Annotated in this window: 19 protein-coding genes; 7 read left to right on the top strand and 12 right to left on the bottom strand. The window is 70.6% G+C overall.

Translation table 11 applies throughout. The features are described 5' to 3' along the window. The 8 genes from PFX91_RS22765 to PFX91_RS22730 all read right to left on the bottom strand — a co-directional run. A partial coding sequence (locus tag PFX91_RS22765) for a hypothetical protein (protein WP_285735143.1) occupies nucleotides 1-893 on the bottom strand: 893 nt, incomplete at its 3' end. 5 nt (nucleotides 894-898) lie between these two features. Further along, entirely contained in the window at nucleotides 899-2,071 is a 1,173-nt protein-coding gene (locus PFX91_RS22760; RefSeq protein ID WP_285735140.1) for a copper transporter, read from the bottom strand. Beyond that, on the bottom strand, nucleotides 2,068-3,273 hold the full coding sequence (steA, locus tag PFX91_RS22755) for a putative cytokinetic ring protein SteA (RefSeq protein ID WP_285735138.1): 1,206 nt from the start codon (nucleotides 3,271-3,273) through the stop codon (nucleotides 2,068-2,070). The genes PFX91_RS22760 and steA overlap by 4 nt, the downstream gene beginning before the upstream one ends. A gap of 243 nt (nucleotides 3,274-3,516) precedes the next feature. Beyond that, nucleotides 3,517-5,226: a DNA repair protein RecN gene (recN, locus tag PFX91_RS22750; RefSeq protein ID WP_285735136.1), complete on the bottom strand. Its 1,710-nt coding sequence runs from the start codon at nucleotides 5,224-5,226 to the stop codon at nucleotides 3,517-3,519. A gap of 81 nt (nucleotides 5,227-5,307) precedes the next feature. Then, nucleotides 5,308-6,234 (bottom strand): NAD kinase, encoded by a 927-nt coding sequence (locus PFX91_RS22745; protein ID WP_285735134.1) that lies wholly within the window; start codon nucleotides 6,232-6,234, stop codon nucleotides 5,308-5,310. Nucleotides 6,235-6,344: 110 nt separating this feature from the next. Further along, nucleotides 6,345-7,145 (bottom strand): TlyA family RNA methyltransferase, encoded by an 801-nt coding sequence (locus tag PFX91_RS22740; RefSeq protein WP_285735132.1) that lies wholly within the window; start codon nucleotides 7,143-7,145, stop codon nucleotides 6,345-6,347. Nucleotides 7,146-7,205: 60 nt separating this feature from the next. Then, nucleotides 7,206-7,385 (bottom strand): hypothetical protein, encoded by a 180-nt coding sequence (locus PFX91_RS22735; protein WP_285735130.1) that lies wholly within the window; start codon nucleotides 7,383-7,385, stop codon nucleotides 7,206-7,208. Nucleotides 7,386-7,436: 51 nt separating this feature from the next. Beyond that, nucleotides 7,437-8,198, bottom strand: coding sequence for a coiled-coil domain-containing protein (locus tag PFX91_RS22730; protein WP_285735129.1), 762 nt, complete (start codon nucleotides 8,196-8,198; stop codon nucleotides 7,437-7,439). A gap of 181 nt (nucleotides 8,199-8,379) precedes the next feature. Between PFX91_RS22730 and PFX91_RS22725 the strand changes: the two genes are divergently transcribed. The 4 genes from PFX91_RS22725 to PFX91_RS22710 all read left to right on the top strand — a co-directional run bounded on the left by PFX91_RS22725 (nucleotide 8,380) and on the right by PFX91_RS22710 (nucleotide 12,281). Next, a complete protein-coding gene (locus tag PFX91_RS22725; protein WP_285735128.1) occupies nucleotides 8,380-8,730 on the top strand; it encodes an SCP2 sterol-binding domain-containing protein in 351 nt (116 codons plus the stop codon). 55 nt (nucleotides 8,731-8,785) lie between these two features. Continuing rightward, nucleotides 8,786-10,066, top strand: coding sequence for a DUF1015 family protein (locus PFX91_RS22720; protein ID WP_285735127.1), 1,281 nt, complete (start codon nucleotides 8,786-8,788; stop codon nucleotides 10,064-10,066). Nucleotides 10,067-10,302: 236 nt separating this feature from the next. Then, nucleotides 10,303-11,109 (top strand): AAC(3) family N-acetyltransferase, encoded by an 807-nt coding sequence (locus tag PFX91_RS22715; protein WP_285735126.1) that lies wholly within the window; start codon nucleotides 10,303-10,305, stop codon nucleotides 11,107-11,109. 164 nt (nucleotides 11,110-11,273) lie between these two features. Continuing rightward, the gene (locus PFX91_RS22710; RefSeq protein WP_285735125.1) at nucleotides 11,274-12,281 is read left to right on the top strand and encodes an HAD-IIA family hydrolase; all 1,008 of its coding nucleotides are present in this window, start codon (nucleotides 11,274-11,276) and stop codon (nucleotides 12,279-12,281) included. Between the two features lie 23 nt (nucleotides 12,282-12,304). On the opposite strand, the gene PFX91_RS22705 is transcribed toward PFX91_RS22710, so the two are convergent. Continuing rightward, on the bottom strand, nucleotides 12,305-12,808 hold the full coding sequence (locus PFX91_RS22705; protein ID WP_352231716.1) for a single-stranded DNA-binding protein: 504 nt from the start codon (nucleotides 12,806-12,808) through the stop codon (nucleotides 12,305-12,307). Between the two features lie 275 nt (nucleotides 12,809-13,083). On the opposite strand from PFX91_RS22705, the gene PFX91_RS22700 reads away from it, so the two are divergent. Both PFX91_RS22700 and PFX91_RS22695 read left to right on the top strand, forming a co-directional pair. After that, nucleotides 13,084-14,085 (top strand): MBL fold metallo-hydrolase, encoded by a 1,002-nt coding sequence (locus PFX91_RS22700; protein WP_285735124.1) that lies wholly within the window; start codon nucleotides 13,084-13,086, stop codon nucleotides 14,083-14,085. 64 nt (nucleotides 14,086-14,149) lie between these two features. Then, complete coding sequence (locus PFX91_RS22695) at nucleotides 14,150-15,097, top strand: GNAT family protein (protein WP_285735122.1); 948 nt, start codon at nucleotides 14,150-14,152, stop codon at nucleotides 15,095-15,097. Nucleotides 15,098-15,115: 18 nt separating this feature from the next. On the opposite strand, the gene PFX91_RS22690 is transcribed toward PFX91_RS22695, so the two are convergent. The 3 genes from PFX91_RS22690 to PFX91_RS22680 form a co-directional block, all read right to left on the bottom strand. Further along, nucleotides 15,116-15,529, bottom strand: coding sequence for an NUDIX hydrolase (locus tag PFX91_RS22690; protein ID WP_285735120.1), 414 nt, complete (start codon nucleotides 15,527-15,529; stop codon nucleotides 15,116-15,118). 65 nt (nucleotides 15,530-15,594) lie between these two features. Further along, nucleotides 15,595-16,350 (bottom strand): hypothetical protein, encoded by a 756-nt coding sequence (locus PFX91_RS22685; protein ID WP_285735118.1) that lies wholly within the window; start codon nucleotides 16,348-16,350, stop codon nucleotides 15,595-15,597. Continuing rightward, the gene (locus PFX91_RS22680; RefSeq protein ID WP_285735116.1) at nucleotides 16,347-17,060 is read right to left on the bottom strand and encodes a hypothetical protein; all 714 of its coding nucleotides are present in this window, start codon (nucleotides 17,058-17,060) and stop codon (nucleotides 16,347-16,349) included. Before PFX91_RS22680 ends, PFX91_RS22685 begins: the two co-directional genes overlap by 4 nt. Before the next feature lie 200 nt (nucleotides 17,061-17,260). On the opposite strand from PFX91_RS22680, the gene PFX91_RS22675 reads away from it, so the two are divergent. Then, on the top strand, nucleotides 17,261-17,456 hold a 196-nt coding region (locus PFX91_RS22675; protein WP_285735114.1), incomplete at its 3' end, for a hypothetical protein.

Raw genomic sequence — 17,456 nt, 5'->3', positions numbered from 1 at the left:
CCCAGCGCGGCGCCGAGGGCGTTGGCGCCCCCGTCACCGAGCATGCTGCGTTCGGCGAGTTCGTCGGGCAGCAGTGCCGCCGAGGCGCCCACGGCGGGACCGAACAGGGGCGCCGCCGGCGAGGCCAGGGCGGGCACGGCGGCGATCAGGGCGACCTTGGCCGCGCGGCCGGGGCGCAGGTCGAACAGGTTGAGCAGGTTGGCGCTGGTCGCGATGAGCGCACCGTCCAGCAGTGTGTCCAGTGGGGAACGCCGCAGCAACGCCGCGGCGGCCACTCCGGTGGCACCGATCCCCGCCATCTTGACCATGCCGGTGGTGACCCGTCCCCGCGCGAGCGCTCCGAGGTGGCCACGCAGTCCGCGCGTGCGGGTCGATCCGGCGAGGTCGTCGTAGACCCCGAAGGCCGCGGCGCCCACGGCGGCCAGTGCGCACGCCGCGCGTACCCGTGTGGTGGGTCCGGGCACCAGAAGGGTGGCCGCGCACACCCCGCACGCCAGGGCGGAACCCTGGTGAAGGGTGACGGTACGACCGCGGAAGTTCGTGCGCAGCCAGCGGTCCTCCGTCTGCGCGGCGGGGACGTCCGGGGCGGTCGTGTCGAAGCGGTCGGCACCGGTGGATCGGAGCGAGACGTTCCCACGGGTGGAGGCCGACGTCCGAGAACCGGGGGTCGAACGGCCGCCGGCGCCCGCCATGGCCGGCTCGGGTCGGGGCTCGGAGCGGGGCTGGGGCACGATCACTTCACCGGTGCGGCCTTCCCCCGGTCGGGGCGGCATCGGCAGGGCCCGGAAACGGGTGAGCAGCGCGTAGGCGGCCGATGCCGTGGCGGCGCCGAGCAGGGCACCGGCCATGCCCTGGGCCAGTGACCGCGGGGAACGGGGAGCGGCGAAGAGCATGACGATCACTCCTCGTCCTGGACGGCACGGCGGGCGTCGTCCGATCCGTTCTCGGAAGGCCTCGTGTCGGGGGCCTCCGGTGCGGAGGAGTCATCGTCCTCACGGCGTTCGGGCAGCGGGTCGGGCAGAAAGCCGTGCACACCCTCACCGATGCCGTAGGCCCGTCCCTTCTTCTCCAGGTTCTCGGCCAAGGCCAGGATCGTGACGACCTGACCCATGGGCCTTCCGGCCGTGTCCACCGTGGCGAAGGGGGCCTCCTGGGAGCGTGCCTGGGCGAGCAGGCCGTGGCCACGGCCGGAGGGTCCGTCGCCGGCCACGGCGGTGGCGTCGACCTTCTTGTGCAGGGCGGTGGTGATGGCGGCCAGGACGGCGTTGGACGACTCCGGCTCGTCCCCGTCCCGAGAGGCGCCCGCGGCGGGCGCGACGACGATCAGGGCGTCCGCCGCTCCGGCGGGATCGTCCTCGACCTTGATCAGACCGCTCTCGGAGAAGGCCTCCAGAACGGCCTCACGGTCATGATCGCCGTCCTCGTCTCCGCCGTTCTCCCCGTCGCCCTCCCCTCCGTCGGTGGGCGCGTCGTCGACCGTCTCCCCCTCGCCTTCCCGACCGGTCTCCCCCGAGGCGTCGTCGGCCTCGGAGGAGGACCCGGTGCCCTCCTCCGTGCCGGTGTCCTCGCCCTTCTTCGGGACAGCCAGGGCTCGGCCGATCTCCGCACCCGCCTTCTCGTAGGGACTTCCGGTGAGGTCGTCGGGTTCGCGTGCGATCTGCATCGTCAGTTCGTCGACGAAGGTGGCGTTGCCCGCCTTCAGGAACGTCTCGGAGATCTGGACCCGACCGACGACCTCGCCGCCCGCCTCCTCCACTCGCCCGTTCAGGGCCTCGATCATCTCCTCGTCGGCGCCGGGAGCGCTCACCACCACCACGCCGAGGCCGGTGAGCAGGTCCGAGAGCACGTCCTTCGACATCGCCTCGGCCATCTCGTCGGCGCCGGCGTTGACCTTGTCGGCGACGTCGCGTTCGTTGCGCAGCTCCTCGGTCTGACCGCGCAGGTCCGCGGTCTCGGACTGCAAGGTGTTGAGCAGCGGGTCCTGGAGCATCGTGGTCCCCAAGGCGAGCCCCACGGTGAGAGCCAGGAACACCGCGATGATGGACACCAGGTGATAGCGGAAATCGATCACGTGAGCAGTCCCGTCAGCCAATAGGCGAACGCGTCCCAGCGCGCCGCGAGAAAGGTGAGGTAGACCTGGCCCGCCGGTGAGCTGTACGCGGCGACCACGATGGTGAGCAGACAGGCGGCCACCAGGCCGGCCAACGCCCAGGGGGAGATACGGGAGCGGTACAGGCGGCTGACGCCCTTGGCGTCGACCAGCTTGCCGCCCACCCGAAGGCGCGTCAGGAAGGTACTGGCCATCCCCGAACGGCCCTTGTCGAGGAACTCCTCCAAGGTGGCGTGAGTGCCCACCGCCACGATGAGCGCGGCGCCCGAACCGTCCGCGAGCATCATCGCCACGTCCTCGCTGGTGCCGGTCGCGGGAAAGACCACCGCGTTGTACCCCAGATCCGTGAGCCGGGGCAGCCCGGGGGCCCTGCCGTCCCGATAGGCGTGTACGACCAACTCCGCTCCGCTGGCCAGTGCCCGGTCGGACACCGAGTCGAAGTCGCCGACGATGATGTCGGGTCGGTACCCCGCCTCCATGACCGCGTCCGCCCCGCCGTCCACGGCGACGATCACCGGACGGAACTCGCGGATGTAGGGCCGCAGGGCCGCCAGGTCCTCCCGATAGTGGTAGCCGCGGACCACGATGAGGACGTGACGGCCCTCCATGTCCGTCTCGATGGCGGGAATGCCGATACCGTCCAACAACAGGTCGCGCTCGTGCTGGAGGTAGGCCATGGTGTTGGCCGCGAAGGCCTCCAGTTGGGTGGCGAGCCCGGCCCGGGCCTCGGTCATGGCGGCGCTGATGGTCACGGCGTCCTGGAGACAGCCGCGGGCGACGACCTCCTCCCCTCGGTAGAGGGTGGCACCCTCCAGACGAAGCCGCTCGCCGTCGCGGACCCGGGTGAAGACCTCGGGGTCGACGTCGTCGACCAGGGGGATACCCGCCTCCACGATCAGTTCCGGGCCTTGGTTGGGATAACGGCCGCTGATACTCGTGGCGACGTTGACCACCGCGGAGACCCCGCAGCTCACCAGGGCCTCGGCGCTGACCCTGTCCAGGTCGACGTGGTCGATGACCGCGATATCGCCCGGTCGTAGGCGTTTGGTCAGGTTCTTGGTGCGCCGGTCCGAACGGACGGGCGCGACCAGCCCTGTGGGAGCGTCCGCCCGGGTGCGGCGGAACCGCGAGACTGTGGCGCTTAGCGCATCCGATACCTTCATCGCTGGCATACTGTCAGAACTATACTACGCAGAGTAATCACAACTGTGAGGTCGGCGTGTTCAGGGGCAGGGCCGCCGTCCGTGCGCCCGCGGGACGACGAACGGCCGCCGTGGAGCGGCCACTACCCCGAAACGGTCTCGGATCACACAAAAGGGAAACGGGCGTGGCCGTCCTCGCCCCGAGGGACGCGGACCTCCACGCCCGGCGACGGAAAGGGTGGTGAACGAACGCGACGCCTCTGTTCAGGCCGCCGGGTAGGCACGCTCCGGTTCGGCGTTGGTGAGCAGTTCCTCGGCGTGGGCGCGACCGAGCTCGGAATCCTCCAGGCCCGCCAGCATCCGCGACAGTTCACGGACCCGACCGCCCCGGTCCAACCGCACCACACCGCTCTCGGTGACCAGACCCTCGGTGGACTTCTCCACCACCAGATGGGCGTCGGCGAACGCCGCGACCTGCGGCAGGTGGGTGACCACGATGACCTGGGCCCGTCGGGCCAGGCGGGCCAGACGGCGACCGATCTCCACCGCGGCCTTACCGCCCACTCCGGCGTCGACCTCGTCGAAGACGAACGTGGGCACCGGGTCGGCGCCGGCGAAGACCACCTCGATGGCCAGCATCACGCGGGAGAGCTCACCGCCGGACGCCCCCTTGTGCAGTGCCAGCGGCGGAGAACTGGGGTGCGGGGCCAGCAACAGCTCCACCTCGTCACGACCGTACTGGCCGAACTCCTCACCCGTGGTGATCCGCACGCTCACACGGGCGTGCGGCATGGCCAGCGCGGTCAGCTCCTCGGTGACCGCCGCGCCGAAGCGCTCGGCGGCCGCGGTGCGGATATCGGTCAACTCGACCGCCGTCCGCTCCATGCGCTCATGCAGCTCCTCGACCTCGGTTCGCAGGGCGTCGATACGCTCGTCGTCGCCCTCCAGGTCGGCCAGCCTCTTGGTCGCGTTCTCCGCCCAGGCCAACACCTCGTCGGTGGTCCCGCCGTACTTGCGCGAGAGCGAGGTGAGCAGCGCACGGCGCTCCTGCACCTCGGCGAGACGACCCGGGTCGGCGTCCACCGACTCGGCGTAGGAGGCCAACTCGGTCGCCACGTCGGAGAGGATGTAGGACGCCTCGTCCAGACGGTCGCCGATGGCGGCGAGGTCGGCGTCGTGCTCACGCACGGCGGTCACGGCCTGGCGTGCCGTCGAGAGCAGGGCGGCCACGTCGATCTCCACGTCCGAGGCGGGGTCCCCGGCCAGTGCCTCGTGTGCGGTGGTGGCGGCCACGCGCAGACCGTCGGCGTGCGCCAGCCTCGTCTCCTCCGCCAGGAGTTCGGCGTCCTCGCCCGGCCGGGGCTCGGCCGAGGCGATCTCCTCCAGCCCGAACCGGAGCATGTCGGCCTCCTGGGCGCGCTCACGCGCCCGCCGCACCAGCTCCTCCAGTTCCTCGGACACCTCGCGGTAGCGGCGGTAGGCGACCGTGTACTGCTTGAGGACCTTGGCCAGATCCCCACCCGCGAAACGGTCCAGCGCCGAACGCTGCCGGTCGGTGCGCAGCAGACGCTGCTGATCGGACTGACCGTGCACCGCCACGAGGTCCTCGGCCAGGTAGGCGAGCAGGCTCACCGGAGCCGAACGACCGCCGAGGGTGGCCCGGGAACGACCCTCCGCCGAGACCGTACGCGTGAGGATCAGGACGTCGTCGTCGATGTCACCGCCGGCCTCCAGCACTCGGGCCGCCACGCGACCACCGGAGGGCACCACGAGCCTTCCCTCCACCACGGCCCGATCGGCGCCCGGACGTACGCGTTGAGGATCGGCACGACCACCGAAGAGCAGTCCGAGCCCGGTGACGACCATGGTCTTTCCCGCGCCGGTCTCGCCCGTGACGACGGTCAGCCCCGGTGACAACTCCAAAACGGCGTCGTCAATGACCCCGAGTCCCTGGATGCGGACTTCTTCGAGCACCGGTCCCTCTCCTGATAGTTGACGCCACTTCCACGCGTGCACACGCACGGACGCACCGCGCGCCAGGACGTGCGACCCCGATCAGCGGCCGTGCTCGCTCCGTCCGCGCCAGCCCGCGACCGACAGTCCGAACTTGGCCACCAGCCGGTCGGTGAACGGTGCCCGGTGCAACCGGGCCAACCGGACCGGCGTGTCCGCACGGGTGATCTCGACTCGCGCCCCTGGGGGCAATTCGACCATACGCCGTCCGTCACACCAGAGCACGCCCGGCGCAGCGTCCGGAACCACCTCCAGGGCCACCGTGGCCCGTGTACCCACCACCAGAGGTCGGGCGAACAGGGCGTGCGCGCTGATCGGCACGACCAGCAGAGCCTCGACGTCCGGCCACACCACCGGGCCCCCCGCGGAGAAGGCGTGCGCGGTGGAACCGGTGGGGGTGGCGCACACCACCCCGTCACAGGCCCACCTCGACAACGGACGGCCGTCCACCTCCAGGACCATCTCCAGGATGCGGCGTGCCTCACCCTTTTCCAGGGTCGCGTCGTTGAGCGCCCAGGTCCGTACGGGCGGTGACTCGTCGCCGCGACCGCCGTTGAGGACCGCCACCTCCAGGGTCATACGCTCCTCGACGTCGTAGTCCTGGTCGACGACGCTGCGCACGGTCTCGCTGAGATCCTCACGCTCGGCCTCCGCGAGGAACCCGACGTGCCCCAGGTTCACGCCCAACAGGGGCACCCCGGCCGGACGCGCCGTCTCCGCGGCCCGGAGCAGGGTCCCGTCGCCGCCGAGCACCATGACCAGTTCGGCGCCCTCGGCCGCCCCGCCCGGTTCGACGACCTCGATGGGGGAGAGCACACAGCCCTGCGCCGCCAGCTCCTCGACCTCGTTCTTGAGCATGCGCACGGTCAGGCCGGCGCGGCTGAGGCTCCCGTGGACCAGCCTCGCACTGCGTATCGCCGCGGGCCGACCGGTGTGGGCCAGCAGAAGGACACTACGTCCGCTGGTCATCTCCGTCCCCTCACGTTCACTCCCCCGGTGGGAGCCTTGATGCCGGCCGAGGCGTTCTACGACCCGACCGGGTCACGGTATCGGACTCCAAGGACACGGTGCCACGGCCGCTATCGGGGGCCTCTGTCCACCGCGCGGGTCAGCGCGTCCGGTTCCAGAGCGGGGGCGTCCTCACGCATCCACAGGAAGTACTCGACGTTGCCCGAAGGCCCGGGCAGCGGGCTGGCGGTGACGTCGACGGTCCCCAGCCCCAGAGTGAGGGCATGGGCCGCCACGTCCGAGACCGCCTCGGCGCGCAGCCGCGGATCGCGGACCACTCCGCCGGCGCCGACCCGGTCCTTGCCGACCTCGAACTGGGGCTTGACCATGAGGACGAAGTCGGCGCCGGGGGCCGCGCACGCCCTGAGCGGTTCCAGCACCAGGCGCAGCGAGATGAACGACAGATCGCCCACGACGAGGTCGGGCCAGGGGTCGCCGATCTGCTCCGGGGTGAGTTCGCGAACGTTGACCCGCTCCATCACCCGCACTCGGTCGTTGCTGCGCAGGGACCAGGCGAGCTGGCCGTAACCGACGTCGACGGCGATGACCTGGGCGGCCCCACGACGCAACAGCACATCGGTGAAGCCACCGGTGGAGGCCCCCGCGTCCAGGGCCCGACGGCCGGCGACGTCGAGGGAGAAGGAGTCCAGTGCGCCGATGAGCTTGTGGGCGCCTCGGGAGACGTAGGGCGGCTCGTCGGAGGGCGGGCGGACCACGATGGGCTGGTCCTGACCGACCTGGGTCGCGGCCTTGGAGGCCACCACCCCCGCGACCTTGACGAAGCCGCCCTCGATGATCTCGGCTGCGTGCCCGCGTGAGCGTGCGTGCCCGCGGCGGACGAGTTCCGCGTCGAGCCGGGTGCGTTTTGCCATGGTCACCTAGACTACCGGGGGTCGTTCGGGGTTACGCGGGTACGCCGTCGTCGACCGGGATCATTCCTGCTCCTCGGCATTGCGGTCGAGAGCTCCGAGCACCCCGGAGAGCTCCTGGTGCACGGTGTCGAAGACCACGACGTGCTCGGCGGTGGGCACCGAGTCCAGCCCCTCCAGACGCTCCCTGGTGCTGCGCAGGGTCTGCTCGGCCAGTGCCTCGGCCTGTTCCTCGGGTTCCATGGCTCTTCTCCACGGTTCGGCGGACGGTACGGGTTCGTCCCATGGCAGACGTCAGCTCTTCGCCGCGCCCTTGCCCTTGGTGGTGCGTTTGGCGCCCGAACGCGTCCGGGCGTTCTTGGTCGGACTCTTGGCGGCGGCCCGCGGTCTGGACTTGGCGGACGTCTTCTTCTCCGTCGCGGCGGGGGCGTCCTTCCCCGTCCCGTCCCGAGCGCCCTCGTCGGTCCCGGTCCGCCCGTCCTCCCCCTCGGCGACCGTTCCCTCTGCGCCCGGCTTCTCGGCCTGCTCCGAGTCCTCTCCGGGCCGCTCCACGGTCGGTTCGAAGGTCGCGGTCACCTGCTCCGAGGTCCCTTCGACGCCTGCCCCCACCGCCGCCTTGGCGAGGGAGGCGGTGACGTTCGGCAGGCCGGCCGTGGCGCCCACGGGAGAGGAGGGACCCGTACCGGTGGCGCCCAGGGCCCGCTCGACGGCGTGGCGGGCGGCCAATCGACGTTCGAGTTCGGCGACCCGACGCACGAGCCTTTCGTGTTCCGCGCGCGGAACGACGTCCATGCTCTCCAACTGGCGCTCGACCTCACGGCGGACCAGGTCGGCGAGGGCCTCCCGGTTGGACCGGTTGGTCTCGACGAGCTCACCGGCCAAGGCCTGGATGCTCTGCCCCACCCGCGAGGGAATCCCCTCGCCCTCCCCCGTGACCGGAGCGACCGGGCCGTTCGCCCTCAACAGGGTCTTGGCCGCGGCCACGGCCTGCTTGCGAGAGAGTTCGGTGAGGCCACTGGCGGCATCGAAGTAGGTACGTACCGCGTCGACGACCATGATTGACGTGCTCCTTGATGAGACCGCGAAGGTGGAAGCCGGGAGGCGCTGCGCGACGGGGGGTCCCTGCCAACGCTACCGGGACGGAACGGCCGTTGACACGCGAACGCGGAAGGTCGGCTCCTTCGTCCTCAGGGCACGCGTGGGCTCCGCAACCTCGCGTTTGGGGCATGATGTGCCCATGAGCAGCATCGACGCGTGCCTGGCCGGTATCGAGAAGCTGAATCAGCGCATACTCGCCCGATCGGAGGAAGAACGTCGCAAGCACATCCGCGAGCGCTCCGTGAGCGTGGTGGTCCCCGACCTGGCGACCGTCTTCGAGATGCGGCTCACCTTGAACGGCCTGGTCGACGTCACCCATCGCCCCGACCATCGGCCGGCGCCCCGCCCCCAGGTGAGGATCACCGTGGGCAGCGACGACCTGGTCGCGCTGGCCGAGGACCGTCTGGACGTGGCCAAGGCCCTGCTCGGCCGCAGAGTCAGGGTGGAGGCCGGCGTCGGGGACATGCTGCGCGTGCGTCGGTTCCTCTGAGCCCGCCGTCTCACGGGTCGGGCGAGGAGCGGCCCGTGACGGGTACCGTGCTGGGATGCCACGCCAACCTCTCGAACTGGTCCCCTTCCGCGGTCTGCGCTACGCGGATCCGGACGTGGGTCGCTTCATCGACGGGAAGTTCGACCTCTCTCGGCTCCTGGCGCCGCCCTACGACATCCCCGACGTCAGGGAAGCACGCGAACTACAACGCTCGGATCCTCACAACGCGGCCAGGGTCACCCTGCCCTTCGCGTTGAGCAGGCAGACCCCGGGAGGGGCCGTGCCCCGCCACTACCGTGCCGCCGCCGACCTGCTGCACACCTGGATCACCGAGGGTGTGCTGGCCCTGGACGAGCGACCGGCCCTGTACGTGTACGAACAGGTCACCGCCGACGGACGACGCCAACGCGGGTTGGTGGGCAACCTACGACTGCCCGAGGAGGGGACCGAGGCCGCCGTACGCCCGCACGAGGACGTGGCCGACCCGCCGGTGCGCGACCGGTTCGACCTCATGGGCCTGACCCGCGCCAACCTCGAACCGATCTTCCTGGTCTACCGCGGCGGAGGCGGGACCGCCTCCGCCGCCACCGAGGCCGTCGAGGAGAACCCCCTGGTGTGCACACGCACCCGGGACGGGGCCGAACACCGCCTGTGGGCCCTGACCGACCCCGGCGAACTGCGTCGGATCTCCGAGGATCTGAGGCACCGGTCCGCCCTGATCGCCGACGGACACCACCGTTACGCCGCCTACCGACGTCTGTACGCCGAGTACGACGACCCGGGTTGGCGGTACGGCCTGGCCCTGCTGGTGGACAGCGACACCCACCCACCCCACTTGGGCGCCATCCACCGGGTACTGCCCGCCCTCGACACGGACCGGGCGATCGTGGAGGCACGGACGGTGGCCACGGTCGACCCCCTCCCCGCCGCCTCTCCGGAACCCTTCGTCCACGCTCTGGAGGAGACGGAGGCACCCGCCCTCGTACTGGTCTCGGCGTCGGGTGAGGCGTATCTGGTGCACGACTTCGAGGAGGACGTCCTCGCACAGGCCATGCCCGACCACTCCCCCGCATGGCGCCACCTGCCGACGGCCGCCCTGCACGAGGTGTTGATGCCGTTGTGGGGAACACCGGAGGAGACGGTGCGCATGGTGCACGACACCCCCGCCGAGGCCCTCACCGCGGCCCGTGAGGAAAGAGGCACGGCCGTCATCGTGCCCCCGCTGCGCGTGGAACAGGTGTACGCGGTGGCCGAGCGGGGGGAACTGACCCCACGCAAGTCCACCTCCTTCGGACCCAAGCCGCGCACCGGCCTGGTCATGCGGGTCCTGGACTGAGCGGGGCCGACCACACCGCGTGGGCGACCAAGGGACCCCACCGACCCGGAACGTTCTCTGTGGGCGGGGCCGCCCCCGCCCACAGAGGGGTCGGACTCCGTCTCCCGTCCCCGCTCGGGAGCCGAGGACATGGTGCTCGCCCCCCGACTTCGCCGGCCCTGGGAAATACGCCGGCCTCCGGAGAAGAGGTGCGGAATGATAGTGCCACCCCGCCCTCGACGTGAGGAGTCCATCGCGTGCCCACCACGGTGAACGTCCCCCGGCGCCCACAGACCCGAAAGTCCCTGTCCCGTGATCTGGCCTCGCTGGGGGTCACCCCCGGCGACACGGTCCTGGTGCACTCCTCCCTCAGCGCTCTGGGCTGGGTGTGCGGCGGGGCGCAAGCGGTCGTCCAGGCCCTTCTGGACGTGCTGGGGAGTGAGGGCACCCTCGTCGTGCCGACCCAGACCGGGGACAACACCGACCCCGCCCAGTGGCGCGACCCGCCGGTCCCCGAGGACTGGTGGCCTCTCATCCGCGCACACACGCCCGGGTTCGACCCACGCCTCACCCCGAGCAGGTCCATGGGGCGTATCCCCGAGATGGTACGGACCTGGCCGGGGGCGGTGCGCAGTCCCCACCCGCAGACCTCCTTCGCGGCCCTGGGACCACGCGCCCGCGCTCTGTTGGAGCACCATCCGGTGGACTGCCGCCTGGGCGAGGACTCCCCTCTCGCGGCGATGGAGAAGGTCGGGGCCCGGGTGCTCCTGCTGGGAGCGGGGTTCGACTCCTGCACCGCCTTCCACCTGGCCGAGTACCGGCTCCCTCGCCCCTTGGAGGAGGAGTCCGGATGCGCGGTCCTGACACCGGACGGCGGTCGAAAGTGGGTCACCTTCACCGACGTGCGCCTGGACTCGGAGGATTTCGGGCGCTTGGGCGTCGACTTCGAGGACACCGGAGCGGTGGTGTCGGGGCCCGTCGGTGAGGCCACCGCGAAACTGTTCTCCCTTCCCGAGTCCGTCGCCTTCGCGACCCGCCGGCTCGGCGTGGAACGGGACCTGTGATGGGCCCACCAGGATCGGTCCCCCACGGGAGTGGGGGCGGATGCGCGCCGTCTCCGGCGCGACGCGGCGCATCTCGTGTCCCGGGGTGGGCGGTCACGGCCGAGCGGACCTCGGCCATAGCCTGGTAGGTGACCACTCCAGCCATACGGAACGGGTGCTCCTCCATGTCCCTGCTCTTCGCAGAACGTCCCCTGAACGAGATCCACGACGCGATGCTCCTGGATCTGGACGGGGTCGTCTACATCGGTTCCCGGGCCGTCCCCGCGGCGCCCGAGGCGGTGGGCAAGGCACGGGCCGCGGGCGCCCGGGTGGCGTTCGTGACCAACAACGCCGGACGCACCCCGGCACGGATCGCCGAACACCTCACCGACCTTGGCGTGGCGGCCTCCCCCGAGGACGTGGTGACCTCCGCGGAGGCCGCCGCCCGCCTGGTCGGCGAACGCCATCCCCAGGGTTCCCAGGTCTTGGTGGTGGGCGACACCGCGCTGCGCCAGGCGGTGCGCAGAAGGGGGATGCGCCCGGTGTCGGTCGACAACGAGTCGGTGGTGGCCGTGGTCCAGGGCTACTCCCGGCAGATGACCCGGGATCTGCTCGACCAGGGCGCGCTCGCGGTCCGGCGCGGAGCCTTCTACGTGGCCAGCAATGGTGACGCCACCGCCCCCAGCGAGTGGGGCATCACGCCGGGGAACGGTTCCTTCGTCCAGGTCATCGTCAACGCCACCGGGGTCGAACCCGTCATCGCGGGCAAGCCGATGCGCCCCCTGCACGAGGAGGGCATTCTGCGCACCGGTGCGCGCAACCCGCTGATCGTGGGCGACCGCTTGGACACCGACATCGAGGGGGCGACCGTCCATGGAGCCTCCGGACTCCTGGTGTTGTCCGGGGTGGCCACCCCGTTGGACCTCCTGGCCGCGCCCGAACATCAACGTCCCCGGTACCTGGCCTGGGACCTGTCCGGCATGAACCACACCCACCCGAAGGTCTCCCGGGAGGGGAGGCGGACCCGCTGCAACGGGTGGACGGTGACCGTCACCGACGGAGTACCGAGGCTGGAGGGGGCGGGAGACCGTCTGGACGGACTGCGCGCACTGTGCGTGGCGGTGTGGGCGGCCCCGGGGGTGGACCCGTCCGGCACGGCCGCACGTGAGGCGCTGGCCCTTCTGGGCTGGTGAGTCCGTGCATCGGAACCGGGCCCTCACCGCCGTACCCGCCCGTCTCCCCCTGCCGCACGGACCAACGTCGCGGTCCGCGCCTCCACCTCACAGACACTGCGCACGACGCCCTCGCGTCCGCGCCAGGTGCGGCGGCGCAACTCCCCGGTCATCCGCACCACGTCGCCGGGCTTCCAGGACCGGATCCGCTCGTGCAGGAACGGGTCGAAACTGGTGCAGGTGATCGAGTCGACCGGGCGCCCGCCGTAACGACTGTCGTCGGGCCGGACGACGCAGACCCGCCAGGTGGCCAACCGGTCTCCGCTGGGCAGCTCACGGATGTGAGGCCGTGCGGTGATCCGCCCGGCCACGAGGATCTCGTTGCGGTGGTCGGCCTCCGCGCGTTCCGGCGCGACCGCCGAAGCGCCGACGGGACCGTCGGGTCCCCGTTCTCCAGGGCGCGGGGAACCCTCCTCTCCGTTCGGGTCATGCCGCCGGGGCGGAGGGGGAACATCGTCCGAGGTCGGGGCGAGAGTGTCCTGCTGCATGCATACGTCCTGACTGGGAGTGGGCGACGAGGAAGGGGCACCACGCGGTGACGGACGCGGATCGGGGCGAGTGCGGGACCGGCCACGGGTGTGAGGGCGCTGTGCTCCGTTCTCAGGATCCCCGGACACGGGTTCGGACAGAAGACCCTCGTGGGAGCTGTGGACGACCGGACCACCCCGCCCCGACCTGTGAAGGGACCTTTGTCCTAGAGTCGGATGCGCTCCGGTTCGGCTCCGTCGAACCGCACGACGACCGAGGAACAGAGGTACCAGCAGTGCACGACGACGTGGACGCGAGCGGTCCGCCCGAGGGGATCGTCCCTCTGGGCGACGACATCTTCGCCATCGACACGATGCTCGCCGGGTACCCGGGAATCGTGTCGAGCTACCTCATCCGCTCCGAGCGGCCCTGCATCGTCGAGGTCGGCACCGCCGGTTCCGCCCGAGTCCTGCACGAGGCGGTCACCGGCCTGGGACTTGCCCCCGAGGACCTGGCCACCATCGTGGTGACCCACATCCACCTGGACCACGCCGGAGGCACCGGCGACATGGCCTCGCTCTTTCCCAACGCCGAGATCGTGGTGCACGAGCGCGGCGCCCGTCACCTCGCCGACCCGAGTCGGCTGATGCGCAGCGCCGCCATGGTGTGGGGCGACCGTTTGGACACCCTGTTCGGGATGATGCGTCCCACCGAGGCCGCGCGGATCCGTGCGGTGGGCGAGACCGGGGAGATCGACCTGGGCGGGGGACGCAGGTTGGTGACGCACTACGCGCCCGGTCACGCCAAACACCACATGGGCCTGGTCGACACCCTCACCGGTGATCTGTACGTCGGCGACGCACTGGGGATGTACAAGCCGCTCACCGGTGACGTCGTCCCCGCCACCCCGCCGCCGGACTTCGACATGGAGGCGTGCCTGGCGACCCTGCGGCTCTTCGGGGACATCGGCGCCCAGAGGCTGATGTTCTCCCACTTCGGGGCGGTCGGTACGGTCGAGGAGACCATCGACCAGGCCGAGGCCGAGTTGCGGCTGTGGGTGGAGACGGTACGCGAGGCGCACGGGAGCACCGGCGACCTGGACCACGCGATCGCCATGGTCCGGGACAAGGTGGTCGCGCGATACCGTCCCCTTCCGCCGGAGGCGTCGTCGGGGACCGGAGAGATCCTGGACACCCTCAGCGGCCCGGAGGCCAACGTGTCGGGCATCGTGCACTGGCTCGACAGGCTCGCCCAGGAGAAGGCCGAGCGTGAGGCCCGGGAGGAGCGCCTTTCCTGAGGGCGGACACCGGGTGCGGGAAAACCAGGTGCGGCCCGAGAGGGCCGCGCTCTAGTCTCGCCGCATGACGATCCAGATCCGTCCCATGCGAAGATCCGACGTCCCCCTGGTCCTTCCGCTCCTGCGCCGGTCCCACCCCTGCCGTGTGCTGACCGAGGAGGCCATGCTCTGGCGTCACGACCGCCCCTCCACCGAACGCGGGGAGAACACCTTCGTCGCGCTGGAGGGCGGGTCCGTGGTCGGCTTCGTACGCTCGGTCCTGCTGACCGATGACGCCGGATCGACCCGGGGGATGTCCGTCCTCACCACCGTCGACGACTCCCACAGGGACACGGACCTGGCGGATCACCTGCTCGACGTCTCCGAGAAGGACCTGGTCTCCCAGGGGGCCGAGGTGCTGCGGACGTTCACCTCCGAGGAGGCCGTCCAGGTCGGCGGGGAGGCACTGCGGCGAGTGGTGCTGGGTCGCGGGTACGTCCTGGCGGAGACCCACCGCATCCTGGGTCTGGAACTGGATTCGCTGCCGGACCTCCCCACCGCTCCCGCCGGGGTCGAACTGCGCCCCTTCTCCGACTACGCGGACGATCCCCGACCGATCTACGAGATCGACAGACTCACCACCCTGGACGAGCCGGGCGGAGACCACTGGTTCCCGTCCTATGGGGAGTGGCGGGCCAACGTGTGGGGGCACCCGCTCACCGCCCTGGACCTGTGCCTGCTCGTACTGGTCGAGGGGACGCCCGCGGCCATCACCTGTTACGCCTCCGACGGCACCCGCATGGAGTCGTCCATGACCGGCACCCTGCGGGAGTACCGGGGCCGGGGACTGGCCGGATACGCCAAGGCCGTGGCCCTGCACCGGGCCCGGGAGCGCGGTGTCACGCATGCCTACACCGGCAACCACGCGGACAACAGGCCGATGCTGACCATCAACGAGCGGCTCGGGTACAGGACGGCGGGAACCGAGGGCGAGTACGTCAAACGGATCGGCGGCCGGGCGACCGGAGGTTGAGGGAAGGGGTCGGAAGGTTCACGGGCCCGGGGGAGGCGCCCCGGGCAGTCCCAGCTTCCGAAGCAGATGGGCGTAGAGGCCGTCCGACCAGGAGAGTTCCTCGTCGGGTGGGAGAACGTCGAAGGCCCGCACCTCCACCGTCTCGAACTCCCCGGTGAGCGGTGCCAGTCCGGTCACCTGTGCGTGGGTGACCACGGTGACATGTCCGCCGGACAGAACGTAGTAGCCGACGGGGTCCACTCTTCCGAGGGTGGCCCCCGCCTCCTCCCTGGCCTCACGAAGAGCGGTCTGGCGCACGCTCTCCCCCGGTTCTGCGTGTCCTCCGGGGAACTCCCAGGCGCGCTGCCTGTGGCGTACGAGCAGGGGCCGGCGACCCACGTAGGTCAGGCAGACCACCGAGTCGTGGCTACGGGGGAGGGTCCCCATGTGCACGACGGCACCCCCGAGCGGTGCCGCGTCGCTCGGGGGTGCCGGTCCGTCGGTGCCGTGGAAGGAGATCAGTCCTCTGCCCGGCCGTCGTCAGGGCCTTCCTCTCGACCGCGTTCGCGGTCGCGGTGGCCCTCGTCCCGGCCTCTGTCCGCGGGCCTTTCCGTGACGGCCCGTTCCTCCGCCTCCTCGGGGAGTTCGTACTCCTCGGCGTCGGTCCAGACGATGCCGTCCTCGACGTCGTAGTCGACCAGTTCCATGCCCTCCAGCGCCGCAAGACGCTCGTCGGCGTCGGTGACCCCTTCGCTGTCCACGGCCGAGGCACGCGAGAAGTACTCTCGAGCGTCGTCCTCGCGGCCGAGTTCCTCCAGGACGTCGGCGTAGGCATAAAAGAGTCGAGCCACCCATGGACGGGCACGCCGTTCCTTGAGCTCGGGCACCTGGAGCTCGGCCAGGGCGGCCGTGGTGTCGCCCATGTCCCGGCGGGCTCCCGCCGCGACGATGCGCAGCTCGATACGGTCTGCGGCCTCCAGGTTCTTGGCCGCCGGATCGTCGGCGATCTCCAATGCCCGCTCGGGACGCCCCAGACCGCGTTCACAGTCGGCCATGATGGCGAGGAAGTTGTCACGGCCGCTCATGCGACGTGCGGCTCGTAGGTCCGACAGTGCCTCCTGCCACTTACCCATGGTGTAGGCGGCGACCCCCGATACCTCACGTACCGCGGGTACCCGGGAGGCCTTGCGACGGGCGTAGGCCGCGTGTGTGTAGGCCCGTTCGGGATCCTCGTCCATGAACATGCCGGCGGCGACCATGTGCTTACCGATCAACTCGGCCAGCGACTTGGGCAGGGAGTTGAGGTCACGCTTGCTCTCGGGGTCCAGTTGGGAGTAGTCGATCTCCTCGGGGAGCTGCGGCGCGATGTCGGCCGGATCGCGCTCCTCGCGCGGACCGCGACGGTCGTCGCGTCCCCGGTAACCGCCCCGACGATCATCACGACCGCGGAAACCCCCACGACGGTCGTCGCCACGCCCCCGATAGCCGCCACCGCCGCGACGGTCGTCACCACCACGGAAGCCGCCCTCTCTACGCCCCCCGTCACGGCGGTCGTCCCGGCGATCTCCGCCCCGATAACCACCCCGGTCGTCCCGACGGTCTCCACGGCGGTCATCCCGGTCACGGAAGCCGCCCCGGCCCTCACCCCGCTCGTCCCGGCGTTCCCCGCCCCGATAACCACCCCGGTCGTCCCGACGGTCTCCACGGCGGTCATCCCGGTCACGGAAGCCGCCCCGGCCCTCACCCCGCTCGTCCCGGCGTTCCCCGCCCCGATAACCACCCCGGTCATCGCGACGGCCTCCACGGCGGTCATCCCGGTCATCTCGACCACGAAAGCCACCACCGCCGCGACGGTCGTCGCGACCCTGGTAGCCCCCGCGACCGTCCCTGCGGTCACCCTCACGACGTTCGCCGCGGCCCCTGTGGTCTCTCGAACCGCTGTAGCCGGACCGGGATCGGGTTCCGTCACCTCGGTCCCGACCACCAGGCCCACCGGAGCGGTAACCGCCGCGCTCATCGGCTCCGGGGCCCTCGTGGTCTCCCGATCGGCTGTCCTCAGTCATCCAACCCGTCCGTCAACAATCAAAAGCGCTGCCACCCTGACCAGTAGCAGCGCGTCGTAGTACTCGTACCCTCCAGCTTACGACATGGTGTTGACGTCCATCACCAAAGTAGGAGTGACCAATGCCTTCAGCAGCCCATATTCCATCGGGACCGATCTTTTCTCACACCTGGAATGGGATACCCAGAGAGTTTTCACTTGTTCACAAGCCCGCACATGAAAAACGGGAGGAGAAAGAAGAAAGAACCCCCAAAGGAACCCTCCCCTCCTCCCCCTCCCGGAAGAAGAACCGTGGCAGCAACCTACTCTCCCACCCCA

The sequence above is a fragment of the Nocardiopsis sp. ATB16-24 genome (assembly GCF_030271535.1).
GTDB lineage: Bacteria > Actinomycetota > Actinomycetes > Streptosporangiales > Streptosporangiaceae > Nocardiopsis.
Note: the sequence above shows the minus strand (reverse complement) of the source record. Positions and strands in the feature narration are given on the sequence as shown.